Annotated in this window: 9 protein-coding genes; 5 read left to right on the top strand and 4 right to left on the bottom strand. The window is 59.4% G+C overall.

Features of this window, described 5'->3' with window-relative positions; genetic code table 11:
* Positions 1-6: 6 nt before the first annotated feature.
* Positions 7-1,881, bottom strand: a complete 1,875-nt coding sequence (locus tag BUE92_RS13970) for a putative bifunctional diguanylate cyclase/phosphodiesterase (protein WP_073524344.1) — start codon at positions 1,879-1,881, stop codon at positions 7-9.
* Positions 1,882-2,081: 200 nt separating this feature from the next.
* Here BUE92_RS13970 and BUE92_RS13975 point away from each other — a divergent pair, with 200 nt between their 5' ends.
* Positions 2,082-3,395 carry an HD domain-containing phosphohydrolase gene (locus tag BUE92_RS13975; RefSeq protein WP_073524346.1) on the top strand — a complete coding sequence of 438 codons (1,314 nt, stop codon included), beginning with the start codon at positions 2,082-2,084 and terminating at the stop codon, positions 3,393-3,395.
* Here the strand turns inward: BUE92_RS13975 and BUE92_RS13980 are convergent, their stop codons facing one another.
* A complete protein-coding gene (locus BUE92_RS13980; protein WP_073524349.1) occupies positions 3,396-7,511 on the bottom strand; it encodes a DUF6543 domain-containing protein in 4,116 nt (1,371 codons plus the stop codon).
* A 196-nt stretch (positions 7,512-7,707) separates the two neighbouring features.
* Here BUE92_RS13980 and BUE92_RS13985 point away from each other — a divergent pair, with 196 nt between their 5' ends.
* Positions 7,708-8,118, top strand: a complete 411-nt coding sequence (locus BUE92_RS13985) for an NUDIX hydrolase (RefSeq protein ID WP_073524351.1) — start codon at positions 7,708-7,710, stop codon at positions 8,116-8,118.
* On the top strand, positions 8,115-8,612 hold the full coding sequence (locus BUE92_RS13990) for a GNAT family N-acetyltransferase (RefSeq protein ID WP_073524352.1): 498 nt from the start codon (positions 8,115-8,117) through the stop codon (positions 8,610-8,612). The genes BUE92_RS13985 and BUE92_RS13990 overlap by 4 nt, the downstream gene beginning before the upstream one ends.
* A 653-nt stretch (positions 8,613-9,265) precedes the next feature.
* Here the strand turns inward: BUE92_RS13990 and metR are convergent.
* Together metR and BUE92_RS14005 are read right to left on the bottom strand one after the other, a co-directional pair.
* On the bottom strand, positions 9,266-10,183 hold the full coding sequence (gene metR / locus BUE92_RS14000; protein WP_057012200.1) for a transcriptional regulator MetR: 918 nt from the start codon (positions 10,181-10,183) through the stop codon (positions 9,266-9,268).
* Between the two features lie 78 nt (positions 10,184-10,261).
* Entirely contained in the window at positions 10,262-15,817 is a 5,556-nt protein-coding gene (locus BUE92_RS14005; protein ID WP_073524353.1) for a dermonecrotic toxin domain-containing protein, read from the bottom strand.
* A 186-nt stretch (positions 15,818-16,003) separates the two neighbouring features.
* Between BUE92_RS14005 and BUE92_RS14010 the strand changes: the two genes are divergently transcribed.
* Both BUE92_RS14010 and BUE92_RS14015 read left to right on the top strand, forming a co-directional pair.
* Positions 16,004-17,023 (top strand): alpha/beta fold hydrolase, encoded by a 1,020-nt coding sequence (locus BUE92_RS14010; RefSeq protein ID WP_073524354.1) that lies wholly within the window; start codon positions 16,004-16,006, stop codon positions 17,021-17,023.
* 59 nt (positions 17,024-17,082) lie between these two features.
* Entirely contained in the window at positions 17,083-17,736 is a 654-nt protein-coding gene (locus BUE92_RS14015; protein ID WP_073524355.1) for a DsbA family oxidoreductase, read from the top strand.
* Positions 17,737-18,377: the final 641 nt, after the last annotated feature.

Consider the following 18,377-nt stretch of genomic DNA (forward strand, 5'->3'; position numbering starts at 1 on the left):
TTTATTTTATTGATCCGGCATCAGTGTCGCGCTATCCGTTTGCAGCAACTGCACAAAATCTTTCGAAGGCAGCGCCTTGCTGAATAGAAAACCCTGGCCCTCCTCACACTGCTGGGCTTTGAGGAAATTCAGTTGCTCGACGGTTTCCACGCCTTCGGCAATGATGTTCAGTTCCAGGCTCTTGCCCATGCCGATGATAGCGCTGATCAGCTGTTCGTCCTGGCTATTGATGTGCAGGCCGCGCACGAAGGATTGGTCGATCTTCAGCACGTCGATGGGAAAGCGCCGCAGGTAGCTGAGGCTGGAGTAGCCAGTGCCGAAATCGTCCAGGGCCAGGCGGATGCCCATGGCCTTGATCTTTTGCAGGGTTTCCACGGTTTCGTCGACGTTCTGCATCAGCACGCTTTCGGTGATTTCCAGTTCCAGTTGGGTGGGCGCCAGGCCTGTTTCTTTAAGGATGGCGGCCAGGTTGTCGACGAAGTCCCGTTGGCGAAAGTCGATCGCCGAGATATTCACCGACATGCGCAGGGGCGCCAGGCCCATTTCGCGCCAGGCTTGGGCTTGTGTGCAGGCTTGGCGCAGTACCCACTGAGTCAGGCGTACGATCAGGCCGCTGTCTTCGGCGACCGGAATGAACTCCGCCGGGCTGACCCAACCCGACTGCGGTCGAAACCAGCGTGTCAGCGCTTCCGCACCGACGATGCGCCCGGACTCCAGCGCCAGCTTGGGTTGGTAATGCAGCACAAACTCATCGCGGTCCAGCGCCTGGCGGATCGCGCTTTCCAGGTTTTGCTGGTGCTGGGCGCGCAGGTTCATGTCTTCGGTGTAAAAGCTGAAATCCCCCGGGCCGCGTTCTTTGCTGGTACGCATCGCGGTTTCAGCATGCTTGAGCAAGCCCACGGCATTGTCGCTGTCATCGGGGTAAATACTGATGCCCAGGCTGGCGCTCACACTCAGGTCATGCCCCGCGACATGGCGAGTCGCGCTGACGGCATTGAGTACCTTTTGCGCAATGTGCTGGGTTTGCTGGGGATGCTGGATATCGTTAAGCAGCACCACGAACTCGTCGGAGCCATAACGAAACACTGAGTCCGACGCCCGCACCGCCGCCACCAGGCTCAGGCTCACCTGCGCCAGCACCTCGTCGCCTGCCGGATAGCCCAGGGCGTTGTTGATGCGCTTGAAGCGGTCGAGCCCCAGAAACATCACCGCCAGTTGCGTGTCGTGCCTGCGGGCCAAGGCGATCGCCTGGGTCAGACGGTCGCCCAGCAACGTGCTGTTGGGCAACTCCGTCAGGGCGTCGTATTGCAATAAATGCGAGACCTTGAGCAGCTCCTGCACGCGTTCCTCGATGGTGCGCTCCAGGCTGATCACCTTGAGGGCCGCGTCCTGGGACAGTTGCCACTTCCAGGTCAGGGCGCTGGCCATCTGGCGGATTTCCAGGTGGTCGAAGGGCTTTTTCAGAATCAGTAGTTGGTCGTTGTATTTCAGGCGCGCTTCGATGGCCTCGAAGGAATAGTCGGAATAGGCCGTGCAGAGCGCGATTTGCAGGTTGGGGTCCACCTCCCACAGCTGTTCGATGGTGTGCAGGCCGTCCCAGCCTGGGGGCATGCGCATGTCGATAAACACCATGGCGTAGGGCGAGTGGGCGTCCCGGGCTTTCTTGACCAGCGCCAAGGCTTCCTGGCCCTGGTAGGCGGAGTCCAGGTCAAACGCCTGGCGCGCCGGTGCGGTGGTGCCGAACAGGGTGGACTCCAGGGTGTCGAGGGAGGGCTCGCCGTGCTCGTCGGCACAGAGGATCTTGCGAAAATCCTGGTGGATCGAAGCCGTGTCATCCACGATCAGGATGCGCCGGTTGGCCCGGCCCGATTCCGTCCTCATGGCGCACTCGGCACGTGCAAAAGGCTTGATGGCATGACAATTCCTTCCCTGGTTCTACAACTGAACGGGACGCGAGCATGCACTGCAGCATAGTCGAGTTCCCTTGATATCGACGGCCAGTTGGCGTCAAATCAACATCGTTTTGGTGCAACACGGATTCAATTTAGCCTAGCTTCGTTTAATTTGAAGGCAGAGTCGCCATGGATGAACAACTCGCTACGAAGTCCGCCGTTTTGCTGGTCGACGATGAAGAGTCGATCCTTAACAGCCTGCGCCGCCTGTTGCGCGGCCAGCCCTATGAGGTGGTATTGGCCACCAGCGGCGCCCAGGCGCTGGAGATCATGACGACCCGGCCTATCGACCTGGTGATGAGCGATGCGCGCATGCCCGGCATGGACGGCGCCACGCTGCTGGCCGAGGTCCACCGGCTGTATCCCGCCACCAGCCGCATCCTGCTCACCGGCTACGCCGACCTCACCACCATCATCAAGGCGATCAACGACGGGCAGATCCACCGCTACATCAGCAAACCCTGGAATGACGAAGAGTTGCAGCTGGTGTTGCAGCAGACCCTTGAGCATCAACGGCTTGAGCGCCTGGCTCGGGATCAGACCGAACAGCTCAAGCTGCTCAACGCCACCCTGGAAAAACGCGTGGCGGCGCGTACCGCCGAGTTGCAACAAACCGCCGACATGCTCGACCTGGCCTACGACGAGCTCAAGCGCAGCTACGTGACTGGCACCGAAGTGTTTTCGCTGCTGGCCAACCTGCGCTTGCCCAAGGATAAACAGACCAACCGCGCGCTGATCGAGTTGATCCGGGTGTATTGCGCTGCCCAGGCCATGGACGAAGCCAGCACCCGTGACCTGACCATGGCCGCCGCGTTGTACAACATCGGCAAGTTGAGCTGGACCGACAGCATGATGGTTGCACCGTCGGACAAACTGCATAGCAGCGACCGTGGGTTGTACCGGGAGTATCCGGGGCAGAGCGAGTCGCTGTTGATGACCCTGGAGCCGATGAAGGACGCGGCGCGCATCATCCGTCATCACCAGGAGCGCTGGGACGGCACGGGGTTTCCCGACCACCTCAAGGGCGATACGATCCCGCCCGGCTCACGGCTGCTGAAGCTGGCGGTAGACTTTATCGAACTGCAGAAAGGCCTGATCCTGGAGCGGCACCTCAATAGCGACGAAGCGCTGTTGTATATCCGCAAGTACGCCGGGCGGCTGTATGACCCGGCGCTGGTGGAAGATTTTGTGCAAGCCTGTGCGGCTTTCCTCAGCGATGTGACCCTGGGCGACCCTACGGTCAAAGTCCTCACTACCCGTGAGCTGGAAGCCGGTATGGTGCTGGCGCGCAACCTCAATGCCGACAACGGCATGTTATTGCTCAATGCCGGCAAGGTACTGAACCTGCCGTTGGTGGACAAGCTGATCGCGTTCGAGGCCATGGAGGGCGCCAAGTACAGTGTGTTTATCAAGTCGCCCGACGAGGTGGTGCCACTCCTGTAGCTATACGCCCCAGGCTACGTGCTTGCCGCCGTGGTAATCAAAGATGCCCCTGATGATGTAGACATCTTTGCCACTTTCTTTGCCGTTCTGTTCAATTGCCACTCGCCAAAGACCACGCCCCGACCCGGCCTCTACCTGGGGTAAATCAACATAGGTGTAGTTGCCGATTCGCTTGCGGCTGAGACGACCGGCCTGAATATCCTGGATGATTTGCTCAAGTTTGGCCGTGGCAGCGGCAGATAGGATTTTTTTCTGGGTTTGCACCAGATCATCCAGCTTCACGACATTGAGGTGTGGATCGCGAATGGGCGGTACTGGCGGGACGACAGGCAGGGCCGGCCCTGGCCGTTCCACCTTATGGGTTTGAACGCGGGGGGCTTCAAACTCCAGAGGCGTTGAAAATTTGGGCAGGGCTTTTTCAAAGGCTATGACGTCTCGACTGTCCACCATGGCTATGCCAGCGCCTGCACCTGGCTGGCCTCGGGACAGGGCGATATAGGGAATGCCGGTTTTTTTGAAGTCTTCTGAAAAGGAGGGGACTTGAAGCTTGGCGAGTTTTGCCTTGACGGTAGCTCTGAGGAATGCCTCCAGGGTTTCTTGTGTCTCAGGCAGCAATAAGAATCGATAGGTCGCCTCTTGTCGCGTAATGCCCAGATGTGAGGCCAGTTCATGAATGCGTGTGAGGCGTGCGGGATCGTTTGAAAATTCTATTAGCGCAGCGTCTTGCCAGGTAGCAAGTTCATATTTAGCCGAGAATTTATTCATCGCAGTCAGGTGTTTATTCGTGATGGCGTACCCTACAAATTGTGCGCCTGTATCGGGGTCAACAACGGAAACCGACTTTCTGATTTGTTTGTCGAAGTTGTCGTTTTTGCCAATGAGCCTTTTGACTTTTTTAAACAGTTCCTCCTTGTCCAGCGCCGACAGACGTGGCGTCAGGTATCGTGTCGACAGGTGTATATGTTCAAGCGTGACCAGTTCGAACCGCAGGTTTAACAGGGCGTTATGTAATCGCTCTTGATTGGCGCGGCTCAAGCGTTTCGGGTTCGACAGCCAGCGACGAAATTCAACTTCATCAAGGCCGCCGAGCCGTTGTCGGGCGTGAGTGATCAGGTTGAGTTTCTGGGAGGTGCCGGTTTGTTCTATGACGCTCAAGAAATCGCGCATCTCCCCTTCGTTTGTTGCGAAAGTCCGTGTGGCGGCGATCAGGTCCGCATCCACTTGCTGTTCAGGGGTGAGAGGAGTGCGCAGGGCAGCTAGAACGGAGCCGCCGCCTTGGGCGTTGCGTTGGAAGCGCGGCTTCCAGCTTTTTGCGTCTCCCGGTACGACCATAAAGTCCACCTTGTTGCCTGCCGGGTCTTTTACATAGCGTGCGCCGTCGTCTACATAGGATTGATACAGGTGATAGCGGCCTGCCTGGTCGCGCATTGCGATGAACTGCTTATTGTGTTTGTCCAAAAAAAACGGCGTGCTGCCTGACTGGCGTGACAGCTTGTATCGGTGAGTTAGGGCAAACTCCTCGACGTCAAAGAACGCCTCGATTCGTTCAGGCAACCGATACGGCGCCACATCGACCCAGGCGGGTTCCAACGGGCGGATTGAAGCTTTGGTCAGCGCGATGCTGGTGTGCTTATCAGTACCGATTTTTTTGGCCAGCCCAGGGAGCCGGCGCCCCAGCTGTCTGGACAGGGCCAGGCCACGATTGATACCTCGGCGTAGCAGTGACAGCGTGGCTTTACCGGGGATCAGCCCCACCAGTAAATCGGCGGCCTCAACGCCGAACATAAAAGCGTTCGCCACCGATTCGCGCAAAATTTGCGCATTACTGCGGGTGCGGTAATCGGCGTGAGCCAGTTGAAAGCCCAATTGCGCCGAATACAGATACTCATGCAGATTTCCGGTGATTGGCGTCAAGGCATAACGGTGTACGCCGCGCTTATCGTTAAAGATTCGCTCAACTTCCTGTGCATCTTGAGTTGCCATGCGCGACCTGAAATAGGCCCGCCATTCGGGTTTCACCTTAAGCGCATCCAGGTCCGCCAGGCCGTTGGCCAGTTCCCTGAAGGGCATGCCGTCCGGCGCCTGCGGTGTATACAGCACACTGACGCCGGATGGCTGGGTGCCCTTGCGATTGATGACCAGCACGCGATTGAGCACTTGCCCACCTTGCCCCCTGGCTTGCGCACCGCCCATTACCAGCAGGTTGACCTCTATATCGTGGTCGCTGACTTTGGGGCGGTTGGTTGAGTCGGGGTGCTGCGCTATCGTCCGTATCCAGTCGAGCCCGCTGCCGGGTGTGTGAAAGGTAAATAGCTTATGAGCATCAGGGTTCAGCCGAGCCTCAAGGGCATCCAGGTTCAATTGCGCCGCACAGGCGTTTTGCCAGGCCGCCGCGAAGGTGCTCCCGGCGCCACTTTGCGCGAAGGCACTGCGCAAGTACGCGTCGTACTTTTGACCAATGTCGGCCGTTTGGGCGAGCGCACGCAAATCGCTATTGCCGAGCCTGCCGTGCTGTACGCCGGCGGTGTCGACGAGGCTGGCGGTGGCGCTGATCGTTGTCAGCAGGCCGCCCACGGAAAACGGTTCGACGTTGCGTCGGGCATAACTGGCCAATGTGCGCAGGTCTACGAGAACGGAGGTTCTCCAGGTGCCCCACGTCAGGTGTTTACGCGGTAAAAACTGCGGAATATCGATTTTGGGGTCTTCGCTGACGTAGACGACGGCGCTGTCTATGTCGCGATAGCCGCGTACCTCGACCGACCTGGAAGCCTGCTGCGCCGACGCGCGCAGATGCACCAGACTTCTGTAGGGGTCGATATCCACACCGGCATACACCGGTTTCTGGGTTTTGAGCACCCTGTCGGTTTGCGCTTCAGAGAACGCCTCCAGGCTCAATATGTTCTCAAGTAACGGAATAAGTACCAGGTTGCTGTCCAGCAACGCCTTGTCCAGTTGTCGGTACAGGGCCTGATCTGGCGCACTGACGGTTTTCAACCATGTGGGCTCTACCTCTACCAGGCGCAGGTTGCGTGCGGCGAAAGCACCGGCGACATCCAGTTGCAGCGCCAGGTCTGCAACCCGATCAAGCTCGTCTGGCTCCGGCAATACTGCCCTGCGTACGGCGTAACGGATCGCATAATGTTGCAGCATGCGCAGTGAGCGAACACTGGCTGCAATCACGTCTGTGCTGATCCGTGGAGGCTGTGTCGCCAACACGTATGCACCGCTCAGCGCGGCGCCCGAGGCGTTCGACAGGCTGGCGATCAGCAGCTGGCCTGCCGGCCCGCCTTCTGCTATGCGCGCCGACACGGTTTCATTCAAACGTTGCAGGTTGTCAAATTCCTCAAACTCTTCGCCCGGGCTATACAGCATCACGCGGCCCTCGGCAGACGTGTCGTGTGGGGGGCTCAGGATGAATGCTCCGGCGAACTCACTGCCGTCCTCCAGTGCCAGTTGATAAACCTGCGGCCGGTTTTCGGTGGCGAGCGCCTTTTCCCGCGCCGCATCACTGGGATACTTGAGAACCGCGTCCGCCAGCGCCCTGCCTTGGGCCGAGAGTGTGCCGTCCAGTGCGCGCAATGCCAGTTGATGGGTCAGCACTTGTCGACGCAATGCGATCAGTTGTGCGTTTGGGTTGGGTTGGTCAGGCTCGGCGGTGTCCCAAAATCTATTCAGGCTCTGGACAGTGGCCATCTCCAGCCTGACGGCGAAGATCGCCGGCGAGGCGGTGGACGAGAGGCGTTGGCCTGCATCCAGCGTGTCGCATTGCCGGTAGAAAGCACCACTCTCTTCGGTCAGATAAGCCTTGGCATTCGGGGCGCGTAACCTGGTCAGCAGCGAGCCCAGAGATTCGCAGGACAGCAATTGCTTCTGCCCGTCCTGGGCTTCGCGATAGCGACTGTAGAAAATCTGGTTTGGATCGATGGGCAAATGTACATCGGGAAACATCTCTGCCAGTTGCTGTTGGTATACGCCGCCGACACTGGGCTGTTGCTGGATCAGTTGGGATGTCTGGGCATTGAGCTGGTCGAGGTTACGGATGAGGTCATTCAGTCGTTCATCGGCCTGCAGCGGTTGCGGTTCGTCAGCAGACGGTTCTTGCGCGGAAATATGCATGGAGAAACTCTTATAAAAGGGCATGGCGCACTGGGCGGCGAGCGCGGCTTAAATTGAGTTTGTGAGTGTAGAGTTGGCGGCAGTGGGCCTTGCGGTGCATGTATGTCGGCAAAAATGTCGTCGTGGTGAGCGAGTTGCTTGAGCCGACTGTGCATGGGATCCTTGGCAACTTTTTAATCTGAGGGAAGGGCTTCCCATGGCCAAAGAAATCCGCATTGCCGCCGCGTTGTTAATCCGCCCCGATGGCCAGACCTTGCTGGTACGCAAGCGCGGCACCCAGGCCTTCATGCAGCCTGGCGGCAAGATCGACGCCGGTGAAAAGCCTACCGAGGCGCTCGCGCGTGAACTGCATGAGGAGCTGAACCTGCACATCGATCCGAGTGAAGCCGTCTACCTTGGCGAGTTCTCGGCCCCTGCCGCCAACGAGCCGGGCTTTATCGTGCAGGCCGAGTTGTTCCAAGTGCATATCGACGTGCCAGTCGCCCCCGCTGCAGAGATTGAAGAAGTATGCTGGATCGATCCCATGGGTGACGGCGGCCTGCACCTGGCACCTCTGACGCGCGATTTGATCCTGCCGTTCTATCGCAATTCGCTGGCTACCGCTTGATGATCCGTCAACTGCTCACCCACGATGCGCAAGCCTATCGGGCGTTGATGCTCGAGGCTTACAGCGCTTACCCGCAGGCGTTCACCTCCAGCGTGGCCGAGCGTGCGGCGATGCCGTTGAGCTGGTGGGAGAAGCGCCTCGACAGCCCGCTGGACCGGCTGCTCGGCGCCTTCGAGGGCGATCAGTTGGCGGGCATTGTCGGCCTGGCGTTCGAGCCCCGGGAAAAGGCACGGCACAAGGTGACCTTGTTCGGTATGTACGTGACCGAGGCTTATCAACAGCAAGGGCTGGGGCGGCAATTGGTGGAAGCGGCGCTCGAAGAGGCACGCCAACATCCTCGCCTCAAGCTGATTCAACTGACTGTCACCGCCGGCAATGACGCAGCCTTTGCGCTCTACCAGCGGTGCGGGTTTATCCAGTACGGCCTGGAGCCTTTGGCGGTGCGGGTGGGCGTCGAGTACTTCGACAAGATCCATATGTGGCGCGAACTATAGGTTGACTGAAGTTCACTGTGGGAGCTGGCTTGCCTGCGATGGCCATAGGTATCTACACAACTTCGGTACGACGCTGAACCTGTGGCGAGGGAGCTTGCTCCCGTGACGATCTGACAGCCGACGCTGATCTAACTGACGCGCCGCGATCCAAATGTGGGAGCTGGCTTGCCTGCGAAGACGGCCTGGCAGCCAACTGGGATATTGGATCAGACCGCGTACATATCCGTTATTTAGGTAACGGCTACTTAGGGTTCCGCTCTTACAGCGGCTCACTTTTGAAAAGCGCAAAAGTAAGCAAAACGCTCTTGCCCCACCACTCGGCACCTCGCCTAGGCTCGGTGTGCCCGAACGCAGGCTTGAATCCGTGGGCCGCCGCCACGCGCCATCCATGGCGCGGGGCGGCTAACCCGGCGTCCTGCCGGGTTACCCACGAATTCAAGCCTGCGTTCGGCCAGCGTGGTTTAACGGGGCGCCTGAGATCAAGATCAAAAGCAGATCAAGATCAAAAGCGGCTCGCTTCGCATCGGGTTACCGCCGGTTGCTACAGCCTATAAAGTTGTGTAGATACCTATGCTGCGATGGCATCACCACGGCGTAACTGAACCACCGCGGTGCCTGCATCGCGGGCAAGCCCGGCTCCCACACAAGCCCGCTCAACGCACGGCGCTGACCCCATCCAGTGTGGAGAACGAGGTGTCCTTGGCCGTCAGCAGAAAATCCCGCATATAGGGCGCATCCAGCATGTCCGCCCGAATGCCCGCATACAACGTGGCAAACAACCCTTTCTCACCCAGCCGCTTGGCCTTCACATACCCGCGTGAGCTGTATTCATGCAGCGCCCAGTGGGGCATGCCGCAGACGCCACGGCCGCTGGCCACCAGTTGCATCATCATCACGGTCAACTCCGAGGTGCGCACCTGGGCCGGCTCCACATCGGCCGGTTCGAGAAAGCGGGTGAAGATATCCAGGCGGTCACGCTCCACCGGGTAGGTGATCAGGGTTTCAGTCAGCAGGTCTTCTGGCACGATGTACGACTTGTTCGCCAGCGCATGCTGGTTGGCCACCGCCAGCATGGCTTCGTAGGTGAACAGTGGCACGTAGGTGATGCCCGGCAGTTCCAGCGGGTCGGAGGTCACCACCAGGTCCAGGTCGCCACGGGCCAGCGCTGGCAGCGGCGCGAAGGCAAAACCCGAGGCCAGGTCCAGCTCGACTTCCGGCCAGGCATCGCGGAACTGGTCGATGGTTGGCATCAGCCACTGGAAGCAGCTGTGGCACTCGATCGCCATGTGCAAGCGCCCAGCGGTGCCGCCGGCCAAACGTGCAATATCCCGCTCGGCGCCGCGCAGCAGCGGCAGGGTGGCGTCGGCCAATTGCAGCAGGCGCAGGCCGGCGCTGGTGAAGCGCAGCGGCTTGGTCTTGCGCACGAACAGCTGCATGCCCAGGCGCTCTTCCAGCTCTTTGAACTGGTGGGAGAGCGCCGACTGGGTCAGGTGCAAGCGCTCAGCGGCTTCCACCAGGCTGTCGGCTTCACGCAACGCATGCAGGGTCTTGAGATGACGGATTTCCAGCACGGCGGCCTCCATGAATGAAATTTGTGCTTAATGGTAATTCATTGAGAACTGTTCATGTTGGCCGCTGCGCCATTATGGTTATCCCAATGGCTGAAAGTGCTTTTTAGCAAACGGTGGACCAATATCTCCACGCCAGATGGTGGTGTCCGCGAAGGTGGCTCCAGCACCTGTTTTTGCCGCCTGCCATTTCATCCCCTGGTAGCGTTGATCGGCAAGTTTCAGATGCGCCTTGGGAAAGCTGTCGAACGCTGCATGCTGCGTTTCATAGTGAAAGTGCGCGTACCAGATCGGTTTGTCGGCTTTTCCTTGTCGGGTCGCATCGTAAACCTCGTACTCCTGCAGGTAATCGTCTTGCCCGTCGGGGCGTTTGCCCCTGAGCTTCTGACGTGTGCCTTGCTTTCGAATCACCACCCGACCTTTTTCCATCAGGTAATCCAGATAACCCTCCGTGGGTGTCTTGCTTTCCAGGCTGCGCTGGATCCGCAGCGCTTCCCCGGATTGCTTCAACGCTGTGGCGCGGCTGCGCAATTGTTCGACGAGCGGGTTGCCGGCATCCAGGGATTGTATGTGGCTGGCCCGGGTTTCAAGGGCATTGGCTTCGCTGTGCAATATATGTTCGAGGTTGACCGGTTCCATGGTCTTGTAGCTTCGCACGTTGTTCTCGAAAGCCTCCACCGCGCCCAGGCGCGTACGAGCTTCCGCGACAACGGCATTCACGTCCGTCGGCAGGCTTCGTGAGCCGGCCACGGGGCGGCTTTGGGTCGTGTTCAAGCGAAAGGTGTTGCTGTCGCTGACGTTGTCCCAGACTTCCACCACCGCACCATCGGCGTCATTGATGATGAACTGTCGCGGCGATTGTTGGCCGGCGGGTTTTTCGGTGCCGATCAATAATTGCCCATCTTCCGTTTCAAAGGCCGCCTGAGCCGCGCTCGGCTTGGGTTCGGACGCAGGCTTTTTTATGGCATGCCGGGCTTTTTGGATCAGGCGCTTGAGGTTGTCTTGCAGCAGGGGCAGGAAGGTGGGGTCGAAGTGATCGGGCGACCGGTTGTTCCAGGCGATCAGGCTGCGGGACAGTTCTTCATAGACCTTGATGCAGCTTTCCAGGATTCGGTTGCGTTCAACCCTGCTGATGTTGGCCTCGGGGAGGTTCATGTGCGTGGTCACGGTACGATCGAATTGGGTTCTGAGTTGCTGTACTGCGTTTTCCAGGTAGATCCAGTCGATGTTTATGGTTTGCGGTAAGCGGGTGAGGGCTTGCATCAAATTGCCGCTTCTCATGGAGGCTATGCGCAGGCTGGTAAACCGGTTTTTCCATTGATCCAGAAGGGTGGCCATCTCCGTACGTGAGCTTCTGTCGGTGATGCGTTTGACCCAGGTGCCCATGTCTTTTATCGATGTTTCAAGGCGGTTGAGTTCCGTGAGCAGTTCAAGGCGGCCCTGCTGGAGTTCGCTGGCCAATATCAGGCGCCGGCCAGTCACAAGAGTTGCACTGTTGAGTTCGCCATTGATGGCAATGGCCCGGTCAACCAGCCCAAGGGACCGGTTCGTTGAGTTTTCGAGCAGGCGGTTCAGTCGATCCGAGATGATATGAGCGGTTCTGTTGAGCTCTTCGGGGATGTCGGCTCCCGGAAGGCGCAGTGGCTTCTGCTTGGCGTCTTCCAACACCCCATACGTTTTCTTTGCATCTTCGAGGTCTTTGATCAGGTCAACATCCAGCGATTTGCTATCTGCGGACTTTTGAGCGGACACGATTGTCTGGTCCGGATAGTCGTGCAGGTATTTTTTCAGCTTAACGTCGCTCTTCATCACCTGGGCATGGAACTCCTGGAGTTGTTTGATTGCCGATCTACCGAGTTCAAGCCGCTGCATGTTGACCTCAAGCGCGGCAGCCGGCAGTTGCCGTTCCACCGCCGGCGGTACGTTTACCCGTCCACCGCGCGTGCGCCTGCTGCCGCCGCCATAGCCTGTAAGGCGACCGCCGTTCAGGGCCGAGTAGGTATCCCATTGCTGCGCTTGGTCCAGGGCAATGGCCGGGGCGTAATATTTGCCGGGGGCGACCAGGCGCATCTCGTGACTCGTCGGATCGAACTTGACCTTGAAATAGCGCCCTTCGCTGAGGATGAAATGCTCCCCGGAGGTATGACGCAAGGTGTGCCGGTAAGGCCCCACACTGACCGGTTGCAGCGTGCCTGCATCCAGGGAACCAGAATGTTCGTATCCCGCAAAGCGTTGCCTGGGGGGGGGGCCCTGGCGCGCCTTCACGGACCGCCAGAAGCCAGGGCGGGCGCCTGATTTCACCTGGCGCGAGCGGGTCAGTTGCCGTGCCACGTTGCCTCGGGCGGCGGGCGCTGCGGCAATGGACACGCTGTCCAGGGCCGCAAACACCAGGCACTCGAATACCGAAGCCAATTGTTCGATACCCTGTCCGGTCTTACCGCTTCTGAATGCCGTTACCGCTTCAAACAGGCTGATGCCGGCATCGGCAAGTGTCACCGCCGTGCCGATAAAAGGCACGAACCCCAGGGCGATTTTGATGCCGTTGAGCAACTCACCGCTTTTGAGCGCGTACTTCTCTTGCGCCAGGTCATCGTTGGAGCGTGCGTCATTGCGATTGGCTTCGATCAGCCGGCCCATGTGTGCGTTCAACTGATGGGCCGCCAGCGAGGTGGTAGGCGGCCAGGGGACGCCAGCCTGAATCATTGCGTCGTAGCCTTTGTGTGTGGCCTGGTCAATGCGCCCGATGTGTGCCCGCACATCTCCTTTGATTGCTCGGCCTGCGACATACTCAACCATCGAATCGAGACGGCACAGTTCAAATAGGGCAATACGAGCCTGGTTGAGATTGGTAAAGCCGCGCAGGCAGCGTTCGTCCGGCGCGTCGGGCAGGTAGAGTAATGTGCTGCCCGAGCTCTTTTCCTCAATGAATGTGATGCCCGATAGCGTAATTGGCGTTTCCTCGTCCGTGTCCTTACCGCCGACGGTCAAATGAGCCGGCAGCAGGCGGATGTGTTTGCCGTCCACTTTCCAGGCGTCGTGAGTGTCGGCATCAATTGCGATATTGAGCAGGCTCAGTTCGCCGACGCTGATGTGGTTTTGCATGCGCGCCAGCATGCCCTGCGCCTTGAGCATCAGGCGCAGTGGTTCTATCAGGCATTCGCGGCGGTATTGCTTCTGGTGCATGGACTCGCCCCGCACGCCCCTGAATGTCGCGAAGATCAGGTCCTCATACTGTTTGGCCAGGTTGAGGTCCGGCACCATGCTCCTCAAGTAGTCACTTGTGACGCCGGCTTTGAGGGTGGCGAGCTCGCTCGGGTCATCGGCCGTCACCTCAAGTTTCATGAAAGCCAGGCGCCTGCTGAGGTCGTCGTCTATGTTGCGCAGGGCCAGTTCATCCAGGTCCATCTTGCTGCGTTTAACGCTGGGAACACTGACGACCTTGACGGGGGTACTTGGCGCCGCGCCGGGAATGATGTCGCGTTGTTGTTCAACCGTGTCGGGCAGGTCCAGCGCGAGGGCAAAACCTTTGCCCAGGGCGAAATCCTTGCGTAAACGTGCCTCGATCTGTTGGCTGACAAACACGTCGCGTGCTGACAGGGAGCGATCCTGCAGCGTTTGTGAGCTTTTGAGCGCGGGAATATAAGCATCAAGCAGGGCTTTGAGCGCCTCTTGGTTCTCAGCGGACTGAGTGCGAAGCCACGATGGCAGTTGTTGGGTCAGTACGTCGCTATTGTAATCCTCGACAAGCTGTAGAAACGCGGCCTCGCGCGCCGTGTTGGCGGGTATCAACAGGGAAGGCAGCGTTTGTTCGCGCAGTTTTTCCAGCTCCACGGCAAGTGTTGCCGCCTGCTCCGGCGCCGACCAGGTTTGGCGTACACGTGCGGCCTGCTCTTCGAAAGCAGCCTGCTGGCCGCTCAAGCTGTAGTCGAATGGGTCCCCTTCCAAGGCTGTGAACTGCAGTGCCAGGACCCTATCTGCGGGGAGGATTGCGAACACGCCTTCTTCCAGGGCCTGGCGCGAAGCGAAGCGCTGCAAGGCTCCATCGCTGCCAGGCCAATAAAGGATATGGCTGCCGTCTCGTGTGGTGGGCGTCTGCGGGTCTTGGGGAGGAAGGAAAACCAGCGGCCCTTTAAGTTCGCTGCGAGTGGGCGTGGTGTTGCCAGGCGGGGTGACCGATAACGTCAGTGCCACGACGTCAGGCAGAGGAGTTGCCAGAGCCGTTTCGATCACCAGCAGTTCGTCGTCACTGAGTTGGTTCAAGGCCCGCTGAATCTGTGCTTCGATGCGCAAACCCTGCAGGCGCGCCTGGTAGAGCGCCGAATAGTGAGTGTTGAGTGCAGCAATATCCAGAGGGCGCCGGTTCAGCATGGCGTGCGCCGACTTTTGCGCCGTATGCTGCTGAACCTTCAGTGCGTCCAGTTGCAGTTGTAAAGACTGCCAATGAGAACCCGCCGGCCCGCTCGGTTCGTCGCCGGCCAACAGCTGTTCGAGGGCGTGGCGCTGTTGGCGCACCAGTGCCTGTCGTGCCCTGGCGTTCACGGCGTTGTTCAACTGGCCGAACTGGGGGAGCTGCGGGTCTATGAGGGCGGCTTCCGGCAGCGAAGGGGCTGCGGCAAATAACGATTGGCCTTGGCGCTGGGCATCAAGTCGATCGATGGTCAGGCGGGCTTGATAAGCCTCGTCGAGGCTGAGGTTGGCCACAGCGCTGATCGCGTCCTGATACTGCGCTTGAGTCAGTTGTTTGAGCCAGAGCCCGATGCCCTCGTCCAACGGGCGGTTCTTGATCTTGTACTCGATGCTTGCCGAGGGGTCGATGGTGGTGGAGGCAAACAACGTTTGTTGCCGGTCGAGCAGCCAACGCTCCATGTCCGTACGGCGGGTGAAGGTATGCCACGCGGGCGCGAGGCTTGGCACGTATAAAAGCTGCGGGGTCGGTGGCTCGGTATCCAGGGTCACCACCCAGGCGCCGGGCAAGGGCAGGGTGGTGGCATGGGAGGTTTTGAGCAGCACTTGTTCGGTATAGATTCGTTGCCCTGTGGGGGTGGCGGGTGCCGGGTTGATCAACGAAAACAACGGCGCGAGGGCTTCGGCATTGACCTTGCCCTCGGCCAGTAGATGTTCAGCGCTGGCTTCGAAGTGGATCTTGTAGAACTCAATCGCCCGATTGAGGCAGGTTACCGGGGCCGACGGTGCGCGTTGGGTGCGCCAATAACGCAGCCAGTTGTCATCGATGGCTTGTTCCAGGTCCAGTGTTTTGAGTTCGTCCAATAACAAGGCAACGGGGTAATCCGCCAGGGAATGCTTGTGCGGCATATAGAGCATTTTGCCCGCAGGGATCTGCGTCGTGTCCAGGGTGGGATGCTGCTGCATATACAGGCAGGCTTCGGTCAAGGTGATTCGGCGGCTACTGCGTTGCTCGGTGGCAAAGAACTCCAGCCCCACGCGCTCGCCGTCCAGTTGCAGGTGTTCCTGCAGCAGCCGGTTGATTGAGTCGCGTACGGTCGGCAGGCCTGCCATCAGTGCGAGCATGCCGCGGTGGCAGTCTTGCCAGCGTTGCGTGGCGTCCCATAAAAGGTCGTCGTCGATGTTCGCTTGCGGCTGCGGACGTGGTGGAACAAGCGTGAAAGGCAGGGTCATGACGTTGATGTGCTCTGTAAGGTCAAAATCCTATTAGAGAGCGACAGGCAAAGTGCTCGGTGACATATAGGTATCGCGATGACCGTCGGGCATCTTTCATCAAACTGTCATCGAACTGTGGCAGCGCGCTTGAACAAACTTCATCAGACTCGCGCTCTACTGGGGTTCTGCGTTTCGGTGTTTTCCATGCGTGTGTTGTTTTTAGTGGCCGCTCTACTGTTCGGCCTGCCGTCTTTTGCGGCTTCTCGATGTGATGTCAATGTCCCGACCCAAACGGTCGACCTGGCTCAGGTGAGCATCGCCTATCAAAGTATTGGCCGTGCGTCCGACCCTGCATTGCTGCTGGTGATGGGCCTGGGCGGGCAGTTGATTCACTGGCCGGATGAAGTGGTGGTGGCCCTGTGCGAGCAAGGTTTTCGGGTGATTCGCTACGACAACCGTGACGTCGGCCTGTCCACCTGGCGGCAGGCACCGGCGAGCGCCAACCTGACTTTTGAAGTGCTGCGCTACAAGCTCGGCCTGCCGGTGGCGGCGCCCTATACCTTGACCGATATGGCCGACGACGCCCTGGGGTTGATGGATGCGTTGCAGGTGCAGCAATTTCACGTACTCGGCGCGAGCATGGGCGGCATGATCGCCCAACACCTGGCGGCCATGGCGCCACAGCGCGTGGAAAGCCTGACCCTGATCATGACCAGCTCCGGCGCCGAGGGCCTGCCCGCGCCGAACGCGGCGCTGGTGCAGTTGTTGTCGCGGCGCAGCGCGCCCAATCGCGAAGTGGCGCTGGAGCAACAGGCGGATTTGCTCGCGGCGCTGGGCAGCCCGGACATCAAGGACGATCGCCAGGCGTTGTTGCACCAGGCGGCGCTGTCCTATGACCGGGCCTTCAACCCCGAAGGCGTGAAGCGCCAGATCATGGCGATCCTGGCTGAACCGAGCCGTGTGCCCTTGCTCAACCAACTGCGCGTGCCGACCCTGGTGGTCCACGGCACCGCCGACCCCTTGCTGCCGGTGATGCACGGCGTGCACCTGGCCGCGCATATTCAGGGCAGCCAGTTGACATTGATTCCCGGCCTGGCCCACCGTTTTCAGGAAGCGTTCAAGGCGCCCTTGCTTGCGGCGGTGCTGCCCTATCTGCAAGCCCATCGCCAGGATGCCGCGCACTGGGCGCAGATCGATTTGAGCGAGCCTTCGAAGGTGCTGTGAAGGTGGTGTATCGTGCAACCTTTATGTATGCGCATGACTGCACGCGAGGTTGCCCCACCATGAGTACTCCCCTGAAAATCGATTTCGTCAGCGACGTATCCTGCCCCTGGTGCATCATCGGCCTGCGCGGCCTGACCGAAGCCCTCGACCAGCTTGGCAGCGAGGTGCAGGCCGAGATCCATTTCCAGCCGTTCGAACTGAACCCGAACATGCCCGCCAGCGGTCAGAACATCGTCGAGCACATTACCGAAAAGTACGGTTCCACGGCGCAAGAGTCCCAGGCTAATCGTGCGCGCATCCGCGACATGGGCGCCGCATTGGGCTTTGCGTTTCGCACCGACGGCCAGAGCCGTATCTACAACACTTTTGATGCGCACCGCTTGTTGCATTGGGCCGGGTTGGAAGGCTTGCAGTACAACCTCAAGGAAGCGCTGTTCAAGGCGTACTTCAGTGATGGTCAGGACCCGTCCGACCACGCGACCCTGGCGATCATCGCCGAGAGCGTAGGGCTGGACATTGCGCGCGCCGCCGAGATTCTTGCCAGCGATGAATACGCCGCCGACGTCCGCGAGCAGGAACAGCTGTGGGTTTCCCGTGGGGTGAGTTCGGTGCCGACCATTGTCTTCAATGACCAATATGCGGTGAGCGGTGGGCAACCGGCTGAAGCCTTCGTCGGCGCGATTCGCCAGATCATCAACGAATCGAAATCCTGAGGCCGAGCACGGAGCAAAATGTGGGAGCTGGCTTGCCTGTGATAGCGGACCGTCAGTTGCAAATGGGCTGGCTGACACACCGTTATCGCAGCATAGGTATCTACATAACTCTGTAAGCTCAACGGTAACCACGATGCGAAGCGAGTCGCTCTTGCTCTTGCTCTGCTTTTGATCTTGATCTCAGGCGCCCCGTTAAACCACGCTGGCCGGAATTCGACAGTGATTTTGGGGGTAAACCGGCAGGGATGCCGGTTTAGCCGCCCCGCGCCATGGATGGCGCGTGGCGGCGGCCCCCTAAATCACTGGCGGATTACGGGCACACCGAGCCTAAGCGAGGTGCCGAGTGGTGGGGCAAGAGCGTTTTGCTTACTTTTGTCTGGGCCGGCATTCCGGCTTTTCAAAAGTGAGCCGCCGTCAGGGCGGAACCCTAAGTGGCCGTTACCTAAATAACGGATATGTACTCGGTCAGCCCCAACATCCTGGTCGGCTGTCAGGCCGCCTTCGCGAGCAAGCCCGCTCCCACAGTTTGATCGTGGTGTGTCAGGTAGATAGGCGTCGGCTGTCTAATCGTCACGGGAGCAAGCTCCCTCGCCACAGATTTAGCGTCGTGCCGAAGTTGTATCGATACCTACGCTGCTGTC

Source organism: Pseudomonas fluorescens (assembly GCF_001902145.1).
Lineage (GTDB): Bacteria > Pseudomonadota > Gammaproteobacteria > Pseudomonadales > Pseudomonadaceae > Aquipseudomonas > Aquipseudomonas fluorescens_BV.

Coding starts and splice junctions, on each gene's coding strand:
- BUE92_RS14015 (WP_073524355.1), top strand. CDS start 17,083: ATGAGTACTCCCCTGAAAATCGATTTCGTCAGCGACGTATCCTGCCCC.
- BUE92_RS14005 (WP_073524353.1), bottom strand. CDS start 15,817: ATGACCCTGCCTTTCACGCTTGTTCCACCACGTCCGCAGCCGCAAGCG.
- BUE92_RS13980 (WP_073524349.1), bottom strand. CDS start 7,511: ATGCATATTTCCGCGCAAGAACCGTCTGCTGACGAACCGCAACCGCTG.
- BUE92_RS14010 (WP_073524354.1), top strand. CDS start 16,004: ATGCGTGTGTTGTTTTTAGTGGCCGCTCTACTGTTCGGCCTGCCGTCT.
- BUE92_RS13985 (WP_073524351.1), top strand. CDS start 7,708: ATGGCCAAAGAAATCCGCATTGCCGCCGCGTTGTTAATCCGCCCCGAT.
- BUE92_RS13975 (WP_073524346.1), top strand. CDS start 2,082: ATGGATGAACAACTCGCTACGAAGTCCGCCGTTTTGCTGGTCGACGAT.
- BUE92_RS13970 (WP_073524344.1), bottom strand. CDS start 1,881: ATGAGGACGGAATCGGGCCGGGCCAACCGGCGCATCCTGATCGTGGAT.